The 17,620-nt window shown below is 64.3% G+C and carries 18 protein-coding genes; 17 read left to right on the forward strand and 1 reads right to left on the reverse strand.

Going from position 1 to position 17,620, the window contains the following annotated elements; translation table 11 throughout:
* Positions 1 to 36: 36 nt before the first annotated feature.
* The 16 genes from KTJ78_RS12165 (at position 37) to KTJ78_RS12240 (ending at position 15,150) form a co-directional block, all read left to right on the forward strand.
* Positions 37 to 1,563: a peptide MFS transporter gene (locus KTJ78_RS12165; RefSeq protein ID WP_217136180.1), complete on the forward strand. Its 1,527-nt coding sequence runs from the start codon at positions 37 to 39 to the stop codon at positions 1,561 to 1,563.
* Between the two features lie 129 nt (positions 1,564 to 1,692).
* Entirely contained in the window at positions 1,693 to 2,448 is a 756-nt protein-coding gene (locus KTJ78_RS12170; RefSeq protein ID WP_217136182.1) for an enoyl-CoA hydratase/isomerase family protein, read from the forward strand.
* A gap of 69 nt (positions 2,449 to 2,517) precedes the next feature.
* Positions 2,518 to 3,477, forward strand: a complete 960-nt coding sequence (locus KTJ78_RS12175; protein WP_254259675.1) for a CPBP family intramembrane glutamic endopeptidase — start codon at positions 2,518 to 2,520, stop codon at positions 3,475 to 3,477.
* Positions 3,474 to 3,923, forward strand: a complete 450-nt coding sequence (locus tag KTJ78_RS12180) for an SdpI family protein (protein ID WP_217136184.1) — start codon at positions 3,474 to 3,476, stop codon at positions 3,921 to 3,923. Before KTJ78_RS12175 ends, KTJ78_RS12180 begins: the two co-directional genes overlap by 4 nt.
* Positions 3,924 to 3,946: 23 nt before the next feature.
* Positions 3,947 to 4,309, forward strand: coding sequence for a GntR family transcriptional regulator (locus tag KTJ78_RS12185; protein ID WP_217136186.1), 363 nt, complete (start codon positions 3,947 to 3,949; stop codon positions 4,307 to 4,309).
* Entirely contained in the window at positions 4,306 to 5,334 is a 1,029-nt protein-coding gene (locus KTJ78_RS12190; protein WP_217136188.1) for an SdpI family protein, read from the forward strand. Before KTJ78_RS12185 ends, KTJ78_RS12190 begins: the two co-directional genes overlap by 4 nt.
* A complete protein-coding gene (locus tag KTJ78_RS12195; RefSeq protein ID WP_217136190.1) occupies positions 5,331 to 5,861 on the forward strand; it encodes a hypothetical protein in 531 nt (176 codons plus the stop codon). The genes KTJ78_RS12190 and KTJ78_RS12195 overlap by 4 nt, the downstream gene beginning before the upstream one ends.
* A gap of 142 nt (positions 5,862 to 6,003) precedes the next feature.
* A complete protein-coding gene (locus KTJ78_RS12200; protein ID WP_217136192.1) occupies positions 6,004 to 6,660 on the forward strand; it encodes a TetR/AcrR family transcriptional regulator in 657 nt (218 codons plus the stop codon).
* Positions 6,661 to 6,670: 10 nt separating this feature from the next.
* The gene (locus KTJ78_RS12205) at positions 6,671 to 7,888 is read left to right on the forward strand and encodes an acetyl-CoA C-acetyltransferase (protein ID WP_217136195.1); all 1,218 of its coding nucleotides are present in this window, start codon (positions 6,671 to 6,673) and stop codon (positions 7,886 to 7,888) included.
* Between the two features lie 73 nt (positions 7,889 to 7,961).
* Positions 7,962 to 8,732 (forward strand): 3-oxoacyl-ACP reductase FabG, encoded by a 771-nt coding sequence (gene fabG / locus KTJ78_RS12210; RefSeq protein ID WP_217136196.1) that lies wholly within the window; start codon positions 7,962 to 7,964, stop codon positions 8,730 to 8,732.
* Positions 8,729 to 9,181, forward strand: a complete 453-nt coding sequence (locus KTJ78_RS12215; protein ID WP_217136199.1) for a MaoC family dehydratase — start codon at positions 8,729 to 8,731, stop codon at positions 9,179 to 9,181. The genes fabG and KTJ78_RS12215 overlap by 4 nt, the downstream gene beginning before the upstream one ends.
* Before the next feature lie 337 nt (positions 9,182 to 9,518).
* Positions 9,519 to 10,160, forward strand: a complete 642-nt coding sequence (locus tag KTJ78_RS12220) for a GntR family transcriptional regulator (RefSeq protein WP_217136387.1) — start codon at positions 9,519 to 9,521, stop codon at positions 10,158 to 10,160.
* Entirely contained in the window at positions 10,157 to 11,683 is a 1,527-nt protein-coding gene (locus tag KTJ78_RS12225; protein ID WP_217136201.1) for an MmgE/PrpD family protein, read from the forward strand. Before KTJ78_RS12220 ends, KTJ78_RS12225 begins: the two co-directional genes overlap by 4 nt.
* Entirely contained in the window at positions 11,683 to 12,582 is a 900-nt protein-coding gene (gene prpB, locus KTJ78_RS12230; RefSeq protein WP_217136203.1) for a methylisocitrate lyase, read from the forward strand. The genes KTJ78_RS12225 and prpB overlap by 1 nt, the downstream gene beginning before the upstream one ends.
* A gap of 175 nt (positions 12,583 to 12,757) precedes the next feature.
* A complete protein-coding gene (locus KTJ78_RS12235) occupies positions 12,758 to 13,948 on the forward strand; it encodes a bifunctional 2-methylcitrate synthase/citrate synthase (protein ID WP_217136205.1) in 1,191 nt (396 codons plus the stop codon).
* A 2-nt stretch (positions 13,949 to 13,950) separates the two neighbouring features.
* The gene (locus KTJ78_RS12240) at positions 13,951 to 15,150 is read left to right on the forward strand and encodes a thiolase family protein (protein WP_217136207.1); all 1,200 of its coding nucleotides are present in this window, start codon (positions 13,951 to 13,953) and stop codon (positions 15,148 to 15,150) included.
* A 35-nt stretch (positions 15,151 to 15,185) separates the two neighbouring features.
* Here KTJ78_RS12240 and KTJ78_RS12245 read toward each other — a convergent pair whose 3' ends face one another.
* On the reverse strand, positions 15,186 to 16,226 hold the full coding sequence (locus KTJ78_RS12245) for an Lrp/AsnC family transcriptional regulator (RefSeq protein ID WP_369808095.1): 1,041 nt from the start codon (positions 16,224 to 16,226) through the stop codon (positions 15,186 to 15,188).
* A gap of 157 nt (positions 16,227 to 16,383) precedes the next feature.
* Here KTJ78_RS12245 and KTJ78_RS12250 point away from each other — a divergent pair, with 157 nt between their 5' ends.
* Positions 16,384 to 17,616, forward strand: a complete 1,233-nt coding sequence (locus tag KTJ78_RS12250) for a metal-dependent hydrolase family protein (RefSeq protein ID WP_217136211.1) — start codon at positions 16,384 to 16,386, stop codon at positions 17,614 to 17,616.
* Positions 17,617 to 17,620 lie beyond the last annotated feature (4 nt).

The raw sequence follows: 17,620 nt of genomic DNA on the forward strand, positions 1-17,620 counted from the left end.
TGTGCGGTTACACCCGCGAAGCATCCTGGAGGATCAATGACGAAACCTTTGCCCGACGATCAACCATCACAAGGGCTTGTGAAGCCTGCCGCTGAGCAGTCGACCGGTGTGACTCGCGCCCTTGGCGTGGTGGTTGAAGACGCAAAACCGAGCGGTCTCATCACGCTCTCTGGCGTCGAAATGTGGGAGCGCTTCAGCTTCTACGGGCTGCAGGTGCTGCTCGCCTACTACCTGTACTACTCGATGGGCGAGGGTGGCCTCGGCCTTCCGCAGCCCGTCGCGCTCGGCATCGCCGGCTCGTACGGCGGCCTGGTCTACATCGCGCAGATCGTCGGCGCGTGGATCGCTGACCGCGTGCTCGCCCCCAAATACGTTGTGCTCATTGGCGGCAGCTCGATTCTCGCTGGCCACATTATGCTCGCGATTGTTCCCGGGCTCACGGGCCTCGTGATCGGCCTCGCACTCATCGTCATTGGCACTGGTGGCCTCAAGGTCAACACGACCATGATGGTCGGCGAGCTCTACCCGAACGGCGGCGCACGCCGCGACGCGGGCTACTCGATCTACTACATGGGCATCACGATCGGCGCCTTCGCGGGCCCACTCATCACCGGCTGGCTGCACCAGTCGTGGGGCTTCCATGCCGCATTCTTCGCCGCCGCGATCGGTATGGCCGCTGGCCTCACGCAGTACGTGTTTGGCATGGGGCGCCTGCCCGCGAGCACCGCAACCGTGCCGAACCCACTGCCCAAGGCAGATCGCACGAAGTGGATCATCATCGCGGTCGCGATCGTCGCCGCGATTGCGCTCGGGGTCGTCTTTGGCGTGATCCGCGCTGAAAATATCAGCAACGTCGTCGCGCTCGTCGTGCTCGTCGCTGCCATCGGCCTCTTCGCGATGCTCTTCACGAACCGCAAGGTGACCACGGCTGAGCGCCGCGGTGTCGTGCGCTACATTCCGGTGTTCCTCATGAGCCTCGTGTTCTGGACGCTGCTCTTTCAGCTCTTCACCGCGTTCGCGGTCTTTGCCGACACCAAGATTAACCTCACGATCGGCTCGTTCACGATGCCTCCGACGCTCATCGTCACCCTTGAGAGCCTCGCGGTTGCCGCCATCACGGCGCTGCTCGCCGTGCTCTGGACGAAGAGCCGTGCGGCGCGCATGACCCCAGTCACGAAACTCGTGATCGGCGTCATCGCGATGTCGTTTGGTGCGGCATTCATCGTTCCGTTCAGCCTCGGCGAGGGCACCTCGATGCCGCTCGTCATCGCGCTGCTCGTCATGATCTTCTTTGCGTTTGGTGAGTCGCTCTTCGCTCCGTCGGCGCTGTCGTTCACGGCAGAGCTCGCGCCGAAGGCCGTGAACTCGCAGATGACGGCCCTGTATTTTCTCACGATGGCGGGCGGGTCGACCTTCTCTGGCTGGATCTCGCAGTCGTACCGCGAGGGCGCAGAGGCCCAGTACTTCACGACCGTTGCGATCGTCTCGCTCGCCGCGATCGTCGTGCTGGGCATCGTCTACCGCGTCGTTGATCGGGCGATGGGACGCCGCGAAACGGTCTAGCCTGTCGACGCGGCGTTTGCCGTTCACATTGGTGAAACCCTTGAGCGATTGGCTCTTCGAGGCCCCTGGCCGAGAGCCAATCGCTCAAATGAATGTCGCTTGGCTTGGTGATCACGTAGGATCGGGCACATGAGTAACGCAGTGCTGCTAAACATTGAAAACGGGATTGCCCGAATCACCTTGAACCGGCCAGAACGCCTCAACGCGTTCGACCCAGAGGTCGCAGAGGGGTGGGCCGAGGCCTGCGAGCTCGCGACGCAGACGAGCGAGGTCAAGGCGATTCTCGTGGCTGGTGAGGGTCGCGCCTTCTGTGCGGGCGGCGACGTTCGCGCGATGGCCGAGATGCAAGACCGGCGTGAGTCGATGCAGGTACTCGCGGGCCGCATTAACGATGGCATTCTCGCCCTCGTTGAGTCGGCGAAGCCCGTGGTCGCCGCGGCACACGGCGTCACTGCGGGTGGCGGGCTCGGCATTCTGCTCTCGAGCGACTACGCGGTCATTGGCGAGTCGTCGAAGGTGGGCAGCATTTATGCGGGCGTCGGCCTGACCCCAGATCTCTCGGTCTCGGCTCAGCTTGCCCGCGCGGTCGGCGAGCGACGGGCGCTGCAGCTCGTGCTGCAAGATAACCTCTTGAGCGCCGACGAGGCCGTCGAGTGGGGCCTCGCGGCCGAGAAGGTCGCCGACGACGCCGTGCTCGCACGTGCCGAGGCGATCGCCGAGCACTGGGTGCAGAATGCTTACGCCTACGGTGAGGCGAAGCGTCTCGTGCGTGCCGCTGCTGGCCGCTCGTTCCGCGAGCAGATTGCCGACGAGGCGCGCACGATCGGTGTCGCGGCGATCACCCCCGAGGGTGAGAAGCGCATCGCGGCTTTCGCAGCCCGCTAGTGGCGGTGCTGAGGGGCGGCGCAGAAACGTTCTCGACAAATGAGACATTGTTCGCATAACATATAGAACATGTCGCTGCGCCGCTCACTCACCGTCTTTCTCATCATCACCTATGGCCTTGCGTGGCTGCTCGCGCTGCCGCTCTGGCTGGGCAACGGTCTCGAAGAGCCGTCGGCGAGACTGATACTCGTCATCACAATGTTCGTGCCGACCGTCGCCGCGCTCGTCGTCGTCTTTTTTATCGAGCGGCCGAAGCACAAGGCGCGGGCGCTCGGCCTCGTTCCTTTGAAGCCCGTGAAGCCGCTCGTGCTGAGCCTCGTTGGTGCGCTCTTCATTCCGGTCATCATCTGCGTTGGCGGCCTCTGGCTCGGCTCACTCTTCGGCGTTTTTCCCGCCGACTTCATCACCTTCTCGGGCTTTCAGCAGCTCACCGAGATGCAGCTCGCGCAGGTCGGCGTGAGCGAACTGCCCATGCCCATAGGCGCGCTCGTGGCCCTGCAGTTCGTGAACTTCATCATCGCGGTGCTCTTCATCAACCTCATCCCGGCTCTCGGCGAAGAGATCGGCTGGCGCGGTTGGCTCCTGCCCAAGCTCATGCGCTTTGGCCCGTGGCCAGCGATCGTGATCTCGGGCGTGATCTGGGGCCTCTGGCACGCCCCCGCGGTACTGCTCGGCTACAACTATCCGGGCACGCCCGGCTGGCTCGCGCTCGTCGCCATGGTCGTGATGAGCACGATTGTGGGCGGCATTTTCGGCTGGCTCCGCTTGCGAGGCGGCTCGGTGTGGCCGGCGGCGCTTGCGCACAGCTCGCTCAACGCCGCGGCAACGCTCGTATTCGTCTTCATTGCTGAAAACGGAACCTACAACCCCCTGCACGCCAACGTGACCGGCTGGAGCGGGTGGATCATTCCCGGTATCGCCCTCATCGCGATCGTCGCGGCGGGCAAGTTTGCCCCTCGTGCCGATGCGGCTTCACTCGAAGATCAGACAGCAGGCGATCCCACGCCGGCGCAGGGCGACGCCCAGTGACCGCCGTCATTGGGGTGATGGTTGGGGTGCTTGGGCTCGGCGGCGCTGGCCTGTTCATGGTTCGGCTCGCTGGGCGAAGCGCTCGCGGTGAGCTCGAACGAAACTACCTGGTCGGTATTCGCACGAAAGCTGCCCTGGTCTCTGACGAGGCCTGGTTCGTAGCGCAACGAGAGGGCGCACCGCTCACTCGCCGCGCAGGCTACGGGCTCTGGGCGGCCGCAGTCGCATGCCTCGCAGGCGCAGCCGTTTCGCTCGGCGTCTTCGGGCCGGTCTCGGCAGACACGCTTGCGTGGGGTATGGCTGTCGTGATCCTCGGCTCATCGCTCTGGTGCATCGTCTGGTCGCTTCGCGCCTGCGTGCGCGGCAACCGCGCGGCTGCCGCGGTGCTCGGGTGGAGCGATGCCGAGGCCCGCATGCGTTTTTCAGACTGGTTCACCGTCTCATGACGACTCGAGTGAGGGTATAGAACATGCTTTTTCGACTGCGGCCTGACGCCGAGGTGTCGCTTGCCGAGCAGATCGCGGTGCAGGTGCGCGCCGCGGTTGCCTCTGGCGAGCTCGAGGCGGGCGAGCGCCTGCCGCCTGCCCGCGACCTCGCGCGCTCGCTCAAGATCAACATGCACACCGTGCTGCGCGCCTACCAGCAACTGCGCGATGAGGGCATCATCGAGATGCGCCAGGGCCGGGGTGCCTTCGTGTGCAATGATGCCAACGCCATGCTCGTGCGCATCAACGAACTGACCACCCAGCTGGTCGACGAGGCCAAGAAGCTCGGTCTCTCGGCGAGCGAGATACACCGGAGTATTGACCGAATGATGGGAGACCCCGCATGACCGCTCGCATGAGCACCACGCGAAAGCTGTTCATTGTGTTCACGATGTGGCTGCCAGCGGTAGCCCTGATCGTGACAAGATCGCTGTGGATCGCCGAGCTGCCAGCCGAGTTACCCACGCACTGGGGCGCGAGCGGTCCGGCCGACGGTGCGAGTGCTGCCGGCCCGTTCTTCGGCTGGATGCTCGGCATCTCGCTCGCCGCGGCCATCGTCGGAACCGTGATGATCGTGGCTCCCGTGCGGGGCAAGTGGGTGCAGCGAGCGACCGCGGGTGTGATTGGGGCGGTCGCCTTTTACCCGCTTGCGATGTGGATCACCTCGGCCGCTCCCTCCCGTGGCGTCACCGATCCCTACACGGTCGAGCTCGGTGCATGGTTTGCGCTGCTCATGCTTGCCCCGGCGTACGGCCTGTTGCCACTCGTGATCTACCCCAAGATCGACAACCCCGCGATCGAGGTTGTCGCCGATGCTGAGGTCGAGCCGGTTGAACTCGAGCCCGGCGAGGTTGCCTCATGGAGCCGCACCATTGTCTCGAAAATGTTCGTCATCATGACGATTCTGCTCACGGTGCTGCAGGCTGCCATCTATATTCCGGTGATCATGACCGAGGGCATCTCGCACCTGCACTGGAGCGTCATTGTTGCGGTGCTCGTCGTACTCTTGGTCGCGGCCTTTTGCGTGTACCGGGTGAGTGTCGATTGGCGGGGCCTCAGGGTCACGTCTGGCCTCTTCGGGTTTCCGATCAAGCGGCTCTCACCGGCGCAGATCGTGAAGGCCGAGGTCGCCGAGATCAACCCGGGCGAGTGGGGCGGCTGGGGCTATCGCATCGCCCCGGGCCGCTCGGCGATCGTGCTCAAACAGGGGCCGGGGTTCGTGGTGACGCAGGCCAACGGCAAGCTCTTTGCCGTGACGCTCGAACGCCCCGAAGAGCCGGTGAGCGTTATGCAAGGGCTCCTTGACGCGAGCAAGCGGCGGGGCGATGGCAAAGGCCTCGGCACGAACGCGACCTCTGAGGTGGGCGAGTGACCGGCGGGGCAGGGGTCGGCGGCCCCGGAACGAACGGCGCCGCGGGGTCTGGGCTCTCAACCCTCGAGAAGGCGCGCATTGTGCTCGCCGGGGTGGTCGCGCCGGCCCTCATCGTGCTGCTCGGGTGGCGTCTCGCGCTGTCGTGGCAAGACCTGCCCGGTGAGATTCCTTCGCACTGGCAGGGAGGCGGCGCGACGAGCTTCTCGGCCCCGGCCGACATCATCTCGTCGTGGGTGTTCGGCGCGAGCTTCGCGGCGCTCGCGGCAATGCTCGGCACCGTAGCAATGGCCTGGGGGTGGCAGTGGACCAGGCTGTCGCGAGGCTTTAGCGCTGCCCTCGTCGGGGTCACCGGGGCCGTCATGACGGGGCTCGTGCTCTCGCTGGCCGTCGCCCGAGGCCTCACGACCGAGCAGGTCGTCGAGCGTGGTGCTGGCCCCGGAATGCTCGGGGTGTTCGGCGGTTTTGCGCTGTGGCTGGTGCTAGCGCTCTGGACGCTGCCACGGGCCCGGCCGCTGCAGCGTAGCTGAGAGGCCACCGGCGATGCCTCCCGGGGCCCTTGTGAACGCCGCCGCTCTGCGGTAGCGTGCAAACGTGAAAGTGTTTTCACTTTTACGGGTTGGCCCGGCGACGACTGTCTGAGGGCCCGGGGTATCGGCCAAGGGAGGCTTGATGACTGAGCAACGCACCCTCACCGAGAAGGGCCGCGAGACGAGGCTCAGGCTGCTGCGATCTGCCGAGCAGCTCCTCGCCACCCAGGGCTACGCCAACATGCGCATCACCGACATCACCTCGAACGCGGGGCTCTCGGCCGGCGCGTTCTACCGCTACTTCACCGATCGCCACCAGATCACGCTCGAACTCATGCGCGAAATGATCGACGAGATGGCCGAGTTTATTCGCAGCCCCTTCGACGAATCAGACCCGAAGCGTTCGGTGCTCGAATCGACGCACAAGTACTTCGAGTTTTACGACGAGCACCGGGCTGTGCTCGGGGTGCTCGTCGAGATGTCGCAAACCGACGCTCAGGTCGCCGCGTTCTGGGACGAGACGAAGCGAGCCTTCTACGCACGCATCGCCCGCTCGTTGCGACGTGGGGTGCGGCTGGGGGTGATCCGCGACGATATTGATCCGCAGATTGCGGCCGAGATGCTCGGCAGCATGACCGAGTTTTATGCCTTTCAGCGCTTCGCGATGAACGGGAGCGGGCTGACCGACGTGTCAACCGCCGATGCAACGCGCACCATCGCCGAGATTTGGATCTCGGGAATGGGACTGAATGAACAGGACGCGCAGCGAAGCGCGCCTGACGACACAGAAACCGACTAGAGGAGTCACCATGCCAGAAGCCGTTATCGTTTCAACCGCCCGTTCGCCGATTGGCCGTGCGTTCAAGGGCTCGCTCATCGACATGCGACCCGACGACCTCACCGTGCAAATGGTGCAGGCGGCGCTCGCGAAGGTTCCGGGGCTTGACCCGAACGACATTGACGACCTCATGCTCGGCACCGGATCGCCAGCCGGCGAGGGCGGCTTCAACATGGCGCGCGTCGTGGCGGTGCTCTCGGGCATGGACTCGGTGCCCGGCACAACCGTGAACCGCTACTGCTCGAGCAGCCTCCAAACGACGCGCATGGCGATGCACGCGATTCGCGCGGGCGAGGGCGACGTGTTCATCTCGGCCGGCGTCGAGACCGTGAGCCGCTTCGGCAACGGCGCGGCCGATTCGAGCCCCGGAACCGAAAACCCGCTCTTCGCCGACGCGATGAAGCGCACCGAGCGCTTTGCCGCGGGCGGTGAGCGGTGGATCGACCCGCGCGAGTCTGGCGAACTGCCCGACGTGTACATTGCGATGGGGCAGACGGCCGAGAACGTCGCCCAGTCAGAGGGCATCAGCCGCGCCGACCAGGATCGCTTTGGGGTGCGCAGCCAGAACCTCGCTGAGCAGGCGATCGCGAGCGGCTTCTGGGAGCGCGACATTACCCCGGTCACGTTGCCCGACGGCAGCGTCGTGAGCCGCGACGACGGCCCGCGCGCTGGCGTGACCCTCGAGGCGGTGAGTGAGCTTCAGCCGGTATTTCGCCCAGACGGCACCGTGACCGCGGGCAACTGCTGCCCCCTCAACGACGGGGCCGCCGCGCTCGTCATCATGAGTGACACCAAGGCGAAAGAACTCGGCCTCACGCCGCTCGCTCGCATCGTGAGCACCGGCGTCTCGGGCCTCTCGCCCGAGATCATGGGTCTCGGCCCGGTCGAAGCCTCGAAGCGGGCGCTCAGCCTCGCCGGGCTCAGCATGGGCGACATTGACCTCGTCGAAATCAACGAGGCCTTCGCCGCCCAGGTTATTGGCTCGGCCAGAGCGCTCGGCATCGACGAAGATCGCCTGAACGTCAACGGCGGCGCGATCGCCGTCGGCCACCCCTTCGGCATGACGGGCGCGCGCATCACGAGTACGCTCATCAACTCGTTGCAGTGGCACGACAAGCAGTTCGGCCTCGAGACCATGTGCGTTGGCGGCGGAATGGGCATGGCGATGGTGATCGAGCGTCTCTCGTAACGCGCCGCGGCCTGCGGTCGCATGGCCGCGCTAGCACCCCACACCACGATCTGTACCGTACAAAGGAGTATCTATGACCACCACGACGACCACGAACACCAAGACCGCAATCGTGACCGGGGCCGCGCGGGGCATCGGCGCGAGCACCGCGAAACGCCTCGCTTCAGAGGGTTTTGCCGTTGCCGTGCTCGACCTCGACGAGGCCGCCTGCGCCGAAACGGTCGACGCGATCACCGCTGCCGGGGGCAGGGCGCTCGCCGTCGGGGCGAACGTCGGCGATGAACAGTCGGCTGCTGACGCCGTGGCGCGCGTCGCCGCAGAGCTCGGCGCCCCGACCGTGCTCGTCAACAACGCAGGCATCATTCGCGACAATATGCTGTTTAAGATGACGGCCGACGACTGGGATTCGGTCATGACCGTGCACCTGCGCGGATCCTTCCTCATGAGCCGCGCCGTACAAAGCCACATGACCGAGGCTGGCTGGGGGCGCATCGTCAACCTCTCGAGCACCTCGGCGCTCGGCAACCGAGGCCAGGCGAACTACTCGGCGGCGAAGGCCGGGCTGCAGGGCTTCACGAAGACCCTCGCGATTGAGCTCGGCAAGTTCGGCGTCACTGTCAACGCGATCGCCCCCGGTTTCATCGAGACCGACATGATTGCCCAGACCGCCGAGCGCGTCGGCATGCCGCTCGACGACTTCCTCGCCGCGGCTGCCAAGCAGATTCCGGTCGCGCGCACCGGCCGCCCCGAAGACATTGCCCACGCCGTCGCGTTCTTCGTGAGCGAGGGCGCGAGCTACACCTCGGGTCAGGTGCTCTACGTCGCGGGCGGGCCGACATCATGAGGGTCTTCACCGGCGCCGCCGCGCTCGAGGCCGCCGCGGGCGACGACCTCGGCTTCTCAGCGTGGCACACGATCGACCAGGCTCGCATCGACGCGTTCGCCGAAACAACCAATGACCGGCAGTGGATCCACGTCGATCCCGAGCGCGCGGCCGAGACGCCGGCCGGCTCGACGATTGCCCACGGATACCTCACGCTGAGCCTCATCTCGGCGATGCTCGGCGAGCTCTACCGTATCGAGGGCGTGACGATGCTGCTCAACTATGGGCTCAATCGGGTGCGCTTCCCGGCGCCCGTTCCCGTGGGCTCGCGAGTGCGTGCGCACGGTCGCATCGCCTCGGTCGAGCCCAGCGACCGAGGCGTGCAGATCGTCTTCGCGGTCACGATCGAGATCGAGGGTGCGGATCGCCCCGCGTGCGTCGCCGAGCCGGTTGTGCTGGTCGTCCCGTAGTCGGTTGGGTCGCCCGCGCCGTATCTGGTCGCGACGTTGTGTCGACGTCGTTCGCTTTGGGCGGTCGCGCCTGCCCGCCGCCGATCCACTTGACGAAAAGCAGGGTGTTTCAGCGAAAACACCCTGCTTTTCGTCAAGTAAACGCGAAAAAGGGGTGCAAACGGCCGCAGCGCCGGCCGGCCGCGCCCGCACCCGCCGCACCCGTAGCGTCGTACCGCCAGCCGCACCCTCGTCCGCGAACGCCCACCCTGTGTATGCGCTAAACGTGAATTCTTCATGAACCGCTGTACTTTTGCGCATTAGTGTATACACTGGAGGTATGAAGCTAGTGAAGGAAATGCGGGCGGGCGACAGAGCCTACGCAACACTGGTGTCTGAAATTCAGAGTGGCGAGCTCGCCCCCGGCACCGTGCTCGGCGAGGTCGAGCAGGCCACGCGGCTCGGCGTCAGCCGCACGCCCATGCGTGAGGCGATCGGCAGGCTTATCGCCGACGGGCTCGCGAAGCAGCAGTCACCGCGCACGACCGTCGTGACGGGGTTCGACGCCGCCGACATTCGCCGGCTGTTCGAGGCGCGTCGTGCACTCGAGGAGACCGCGGCGAGGCTCGGCGCCCAGCGGGCAGACCGCGACGAGTTTGCGAGTCTCGCTGCCGACTTCGGCGCCGTACAGGTGTCGAGCGAAACGAACATCGATGAGTACTACGAGCTCATTCGGCGCTTCGATCGGGCGCTCGACGTCGCGGTCGACAACTCGTATCTCGTGTCGGCGTTGCGAGTGATCCGCACCCATCTCGTGCGAGCCAGGCAGCTCGCCCGCGACAACCACATGCGGCTCGAGAGCTCGGTCGCCGAGCACCGACTCATCGCCGAGGCCATCGCGGCGGGCGACCCCGACCTCGCGGCCCACGCGACGCACGTGCACCTGCACAACGCACTGACTTCAATTCTTCAATCGCTAGCAGAAGGAGCAGCATCATGACCGTGAATCATCACGTACGCGTATACAAGAGTGAAGAGGATCTGCCCCGCGAGGGCCAGCTCGCCTGGAAAATCGCAGAGGTCGCCGTCGACCCCGTCGAGGTCGAGGCCGATGTCGTTGACATGATCATCAACCGCATCATCGACAACGCGTCGGTGGCTGCCGCTTCGCTGAACCGTGGCCCCATCATCGCGTCACGCGCACAGGCCCTCTCGCACCCCGCCTCGACCGGAGGCAAGGGCGCGACGATCTTCGGCGTTGAAAACGCAGAGCGCACGAGCCCCGAGTGGGCCGCGTGGGCAAACGGCGTCGCGGTTCGCGAGCTCGACTACCACGACACCTTCCTGGCAGCGGAGTACTCGCACCCGGGCGATAACATTCCTCCGATTCTCGCGGTAGCCCAGCACGTCGGTGCCGACGGCCGCGCGCTCGTTCGCGGCATCGCGACCGGCTACGAGATTCAGGTTGATCTCGTGCGTGCGATCTGCCTGCACAAGCACAAGATCGACCACGTCGCACACCTCGGCCCCTCAGCGGCTGCCGGCATCGGCACCCTGCTCGGGCTCGACGCAACGACCATTTACCAGGCCGTTTCGCAGGCACTGCACACCACGACCGCGACCCGCCAGAGCCGCAAGGGTGAGATCTCGACCTGGAAGGCACACGCTCCCGCGTTCGCCGGCAAGATGGCCGTTGAAGCAGTCGACCGCGCAATGCGCGGGCAGACCTCACCAAGCCCCATCTACGAGGGTGAAGACAGCGTCATCGCGTGGCTGCTCGACGGCCCCGAGGCTGCCTACGAGGTGCCACTTCCCGCGAAGGGCGAGGCGAAGCGAGCGATTCTCGACACCTACACCAAGGAGCACTCGGCCGAGTACCAGGCGCAGGCCCTCATCGACCTCGCGCGCAAGCTGCACACCGAGCACCCTGAGCTGCAGGGCGGCGCGGCAGTCGAGTCGATCGTCATTCACACGAGCCACCACACGCACTACGTGATTGGCTCGGGCGCGAACGATCCGCAGAAGTATGACCCGACCGCTTCACGTGAAACGCTCGACCACTCGATTCCCTACATCTTCGCGGTCGCGCTGCAAGACGGTGGCTGGCACCACGTCGACTCGTACACGCCTGAGCGTGCGGGTCGCGAAGACACGGTAACGCTGTGGAACAAGATCACGACGGCGGAAGACGCCGAGTGGACCCGCCGCTACCACTCAATCGACCCCAACGAGAAGGCCTTCGGCGGCCGCGTTGAGATCGTGCTCACCGACGGCACCAAGATCGTCGACGAGATCGCTGTAGCCGACGCACACCCCCTCGGCGCAAAGCCGTTCGTGCGTGAGAACTACATTGCCAAGTTCCGTCTGCTCGCCGAGCCGGTACTTGAGCAGGCTGAGATTGAGCGCTTCCTTGAGCTCGTTCAGCGCCTGCCCGAGCTCAGCGCCGCCGAGGTGCAGGAACTCAACATCGTTGCGAAGTCGGGCCTGCTCGACCTCGCAGCAGCACCGAAGGGACTCTTCTAATGCTGTATGCAAAGACCACCCCGGCCGAGAAGCGCCGCATCTTTCGAGAGAAGCTGAACTCGGGCGAGCTGCTGCGCTTTCCCGGCGCGTTCAATCCGCTCTCGGCAAGATTGATTGAAGAGAAGGGCTTCGACGGGGTTTACATCTCGGGAGCCGTGCTCTCGGCCGATCTCGGCCTGCCCGACATTGGGCTCACGACCCTCACCGAGGTTGCTGGCCGCGCGCAGCAGATCGCGCGCATGACCGAGCTGCCCGCGATCGTTGATGCCGACACCGGCTTCGGCGAGCCCATGAACGTGGCCCGCACGATTCAGACGCTCGAAGATGCGGGGCTCGCTGGCTGCCACATCGAAGACCAGATCAACCCGAAGCGCTGCGGTCACCTCGATGGCAAGGCTGTCGTTGACGAAGACACCGCCATCAAGCGCATTCGCGCCGCCGTCGACGCGCGCCGTGACGAGAACTTTCTCATCATGGCCCGCACCGACATTCGTGCAGCCGAGGGCATGGACGCGGCGATTGCCCGCGCGAAGGCCCTCGTCGAGGCTGGCGCCGACGCGATCTTCCCCGAGGCCATGCGCTCGCTCGACGAGTTCAAGGCCATGCGCGACGCCCTCGATGTGCCGATTCTCGCGAACATGACCGAGTTCGGTAAGAGCGACCTCTTCTCGAGTGAAGAGCTCGCCGCAATCGGCGTGAACATCGTCATCTGGCCGGTTTCGATGCTGCGCATCGCGATGGGTGCGACGGGCCGCGCGCTCGATACGCTCAACGAAGAGGGCCACCTCACCTCGAAGCTTGACGAGATGCAGCACCGTGCTGACCTCTACGAGCTCATCGATTACGAGGCATATAACCACTTCGACACCAGCGTGTTCAACTTCGAGGTCAAGAAGTAACACCGAAGACCCCGCGGTGCCGGGGGCGTAGCGGAGGAGCGCTGCGCCCCCGGCACCGCTCGGTCGTTTTTCTCGCTTTACCGGGTCACTCCGCGATACGGTGGCATGAGGGAAACGATCGGCCAACCCCTCACCGAAGTACGCGTAGTACGACACCTTACGCAAAGGAGCGATCATGGCAGAAGCCGAAATTCATAAGGGCCTCGCAGGCGTCACCGTTGATTACACGGCCGTCTCGAAGGTCAACCCCGAGACCAACAGCTTGCTCTACCGCGGCTACCCCGTGCAGGAGCTCGCGGCGACCCAGCCGTTCGAGGCCGTCGCGTTTCTGCTGTGGAATGGTGAGCTGCCGACCGACACGCAGCTCGCAGCTTTGCGCGCCAAAGAGCGCCAGCACCGTGAGCTCGCGCCGAACGTCAAGGCCGCGATCGACCTTTTGCCGCTCGATGCTCACCCGATGGACGAGGTGCGCACTGCAGTCTCGGTGATCGGTGCCTCAGATACCTCTGGCTCGGGATCGGTGCTCGACGCCGCGGGAAGTCCTGAAGAGAATCTCGACCGCTCGATCCGCCTCTTTGCAGCCCTGCCCGCGATTGTTGCGTACGGGCAGCGCCGCCGCCGTGGCGAAGCGATCGTGCCCGCCCGCGACGACCTCGACTACGCAGCGAACTTCCTGTGGATGACCTTTGGTGAAGAGGCCGAACCCGTCGTGGTTGAGGCTTTCAACCAGTCGATGATTCTTTACGCAGAGCACTCGTTCAACGCGTCGACCTTCACTGCACGCGTCATCACCTCGACGCTCTCAGACCTCTACTCGGCCGTCGTCGGTGCGATCGGCGCGCTCAAGGGCCCGCTGCACGGTGGGGCGAACGAGGCCGTGCTGCACATTTTCAACGAGATCGAGTCGGCCGACAACGTTGTGCCGTGGCTCGACAAGGCACTCGCCGAGAAGCGCAAGATCATGGGTTTCGGCCACCGCGTGTACAAGCGCGGCGACTCGCGCGTGCCCACGATGAAGCAGGCGCTCGACCGCCTCGTCGATCACTACGAGCGCCCCGACGTGCTCGCGATGTACGACGCGCTCGAAGGTGAGTTCGTGAGCCGCAAGGGCATCTACCCGAACCTCGACTACCCCTCGGGCCCGGCGTATGACCTCATCGGCTTCGACGTGCTCACCTTCACCCCGCTCTTCATCGCCTCACGCGTGACGGGTTGGACCGCGCACATTATGGAGCAGACCCAGTCGAACGCGCTCATTCGCCCACTCTCGGCGTACAACGGACCCGACGAGCGCCACATCGATGGCTACGTCGCGACCGCTGCCGATCTTGAGGCGCAGCAGCGCGAGGCAGAGGCCGGGGCATAGCCATGGCCGCGAAAGAGAAAGTCGTCATCGTTGGCGGTGCCCGCACCCCCATCGGTTCATTCGGCGGATCGCTCGCCGAGGTCGATGCGTACGAGCTCGGAGCGGCAGCCACCGTCGAGGCGTTGAAGCGCTCCGGGGTTGCGCCCGCCGAGGTTGGCGAGGTCGTCATGGGCTGCATCTCGCAGGTTGGCCCCGACGCCTACAACGCGCGTCGCGTGGCACTCGAAGCAGGCCTCGACCGCTCGGTTCCTGCGTTCAACGTGAACCGCTTGTGCGGATCGGGTCTGCAGGCCATCTGGTCGGCAGCGCAAGAACTCCTGTGGGATGGAGGCGAGGGCGGCCTCGACGTCGCCGTAGCCGGCGGCAACGAGTCGATGTCGCGCACGCCGTTCATCGAGTTCGGTTCCCGTGGCAATGCTCGCCTTGGAGACCGGAAGCTGCTCGACGGCACCCTCGCGATTCTTACCGATCCGTTCAGCAAGAAGCACATGGGTTTCACCGCGGTGAACGTCGCCAACAAGTACGGCATTAGCCGTGAGATGCAAGACGAGTTCGCGCTCGAGTCGCAGCGTCGTGCTGACTCGGCAGCCGCGAAGGCCGCGTTTGCCGAAGAGATCGTCGCGGTCTCGTCGGGCGGCCGCAAGCCGGTCGAGGTCTCGACCGACGAGCACCCGAAGCCGAGCACAACGCTTGAGGTGCTCGGTGGTCTGCGCCCAGCCTTCGACCCCGAGGGCTCAGTGACCGCGGGCAACTCGTCGGGCATCAACGACGGTGGCGCCGCAACCGTGCTCATGCGCGAGTCAGACGTGCGCGAGCGCGGCTTCAAGGGTCTCGTGACCCTCGAAGCGGTCGCGACCGCGGCCCTCGAACCCGAGCTCATGGGCTATGCCCCCGTGATCGCGCTCGAGAAGCTCTGGAAGCGCACCGGGCTCACTCCGGCTGACGTCGACGTGTTCGAGGTCAACGAGGCCTTCGCCGCCCAGGCGGTTGCTGTCGTGCGTGACGCGGGCCTCGACCCCGAAAAGGTGAACCCCTACGGCGGCGCGATCGCCCTCGGCCACCCGGTCGGCGCGACCGGCGCGATTCTCACCGTGCGTGCTGCGCTTGACCTGCACCGCCGCGACCTCGAGTACGCGGTCGTGACGATGTGCATTGGCGGCGGCCAGGCGCTCGCGGCGCTTATTCGCCGGTACGACGCTTAGCCCGCATAGTGTGCTCCCCGTGATGCCGTCGCAACTTAGGGTTGCGGCGGCATCACGTTTTTTAACCCTCGTTCATTCATGTCGACCCAACCATGCCTGATGAGGCGCACCACGATGTCGCGCTCAGTGACGGTGAGCTGGGGAATGTCTTGGGCCAGACGTGCCTCAAACGTGGGAACGTCTTGCATAGACCCGAGCCAAGCATTGATCATGAGGTTGTACTTGCCCACGAGCAGTGAGCAGGAGCGTACCTCGGGCAGCCGTGCAAGGCCCTGAAAAGCGCTGCGAAGCTCGTTGGGTGGCACCTGCGCGAACACGCGAAGAGTGACCGGGCGCTGCGAATAGCTGCGAGAGAGATCGCAGCGAATCACCAGGTCTCTGTCGCGAAGCAGATGGGTAAGGTGGCGCTTTACCCGAACGACCGTGGTGTTTGCTCGTTTCGCCATCTCAGTAAAGCTCATACGGGCGTCTTCGCGAATGAAGTCAGCAATGAGATTATCGATTTCATGCCAGCGTTCAGTCGGGGGCGAAGCATCGTAGAGGTCTTCGCGCATGAGCCTGATAACCGCCTCTTCTTGTTCGGAGCTCAGTGCGTCATAACGCCATGACGATCCCTCGATGGGCACCTGAACAACGGTGAACGAACGAGTTGCGCGAATACCTCGTATCTGGGCGAGACGGTCGTGAATGAACCGCTCAAGCTCGTCCATGCGGCTTCCAGTCCAATCGAGCGAGACGTTCCATTCACCGAGTGTGAGACGCATCATACGGAGCTCAGGGAAGCGTTTGAGGCTCTCGATAGTTCGAACCAGAAACTTCGCCTTGACCTGAAGTTCGATCACAGCGTTGAGCAGCGGGGCTTTGGGGTTGAGGTCGAGGGCGAACGTGGTTTGCCCCATTTGATATGACGAAAGCCACGCTACGCCAGCGTCAGTGAGTCTCGCCCAGCGGCGTGACGCGGTCATCGGGTCAATCGTGAGAATACGACCAATATCTGACCATGCCGCTCGCGGCCAGATTTGCAGGGCGTGAAGAATCTTGCCATCGATGTCGTCGAGGGATATCTGTTTTACCACAATGTGCAACTCCCAATCGGTAGATTATCCGGTTTCTTATGAGACCAATCGGTACTTTCCAGCGACTTCGCAACGCAGTAAGACGGCAACTGCAATGTTTCGTCAGGATAAGCCCACATCACTAAGCGAATCCATGCAATGAAGCCAGGAGGAACGAATGTCAGAACGTCAAGCGCGTACTTTCTTAACAAACGCCACTGTGGTTGATGGTGATTCTATCGAAGTTCACCAGCAATTCACCGTAATCATCGAAGACGAATGTATCGTGTGGGTGGGGCCGAGCGCTGAGGCCGAAGCGCCTGGAGCTGCAGACACCGAAATTGATCTCACTGGCAAGACCCTGTTGCCGGGCTTTATGGATGCCCACGTGCACCTCTCGTCGACCGGTGGCCTCAACCCAGCAAGCACACTCCACGAGCCCGAAACCATGGGCATCTATCGCGGTGTGTGGAACCTGGGGGTGACCCTCGACGCGGGCGTCACCATGGTGCGAGATCTTGCCGGAACCGACTACTCGGCAGTTCTTGCCGTGCAGCAGGGGCTCGTGCGCGGCCCGAACATCGTAACCGCGGTTTCGGCCGTTGGGCCAACCGCAGGGCACTCTGATTTTCGTACTCTCAGCGTTCCGTTTGGGTACCACGCGGGCCGCGACGGAGTGCTGCCGAACATTGCTGATGACGTAACCGAAGCGAAACGCGTCTCGAGAGAGCTCATTCGCGTTGGCGCAGGTGTGATCAAGGTTATGGCCACGGGCGGTGTTTGGAGCCCCCGTGACGCCCCAGAACACGTGGGCCTTGGTATCGATGAGATGCACGCTATCGTGCAAGAGGCTAATAATCGAGGCATTTATGTGGCGGCCCATGCCCAGGGTGCAGAAGGCATTAAGAATGCGCTGCGGGCGGGCATCAAGAGCATCGAGCACGGCTATCTCATCGATGACGAAGGCATCGAACTCATGCTTGAGAAAGATGCTTGGCTCGTACCCACGCTGACCACGGGCACCACCCCGCCCGACCCCAAAAAGGCGACGCCGTATGCGGTTGAAAAGAAGAATCGAGTACGGGCGCAGCTTCAAGAGAACGTGTCAAAGGCCTTCGCGGCCGGGGTAAAGGTCGCGCTCGGTACCGACTGCGGCGTGGTGCCTCACGGGCAGAACCTGCGAGAGATTGGCCTCATGGTCGATCTGGGGCTTGACCCGATGACGGCAATTCAGGCGGGTACCTCGTCGGCCGCGCGGCTACTCGGGGTACACGAAACCCGCGGTGTGATCCGCCAGGGCATGATCGCTGACCTTGCCGTGACCTCGATTAACCCCATCACGAACCCACACGGCTTGGGCGACCCAGCGAACATCACCCACGTGTTCCAAGCCGGCAAACAGGTCAAATAGAACT

The sequence above is a fragment of the Leucobacter chinensis genome (assembly GCF_019049105.1).
Classification (GTDB): Bacteria; Actinomycetota; Actinomycetes; order Actinomycetales; family Microbacteriaceae; genus Leucobacter_A; species Leucobacter_A chinensis.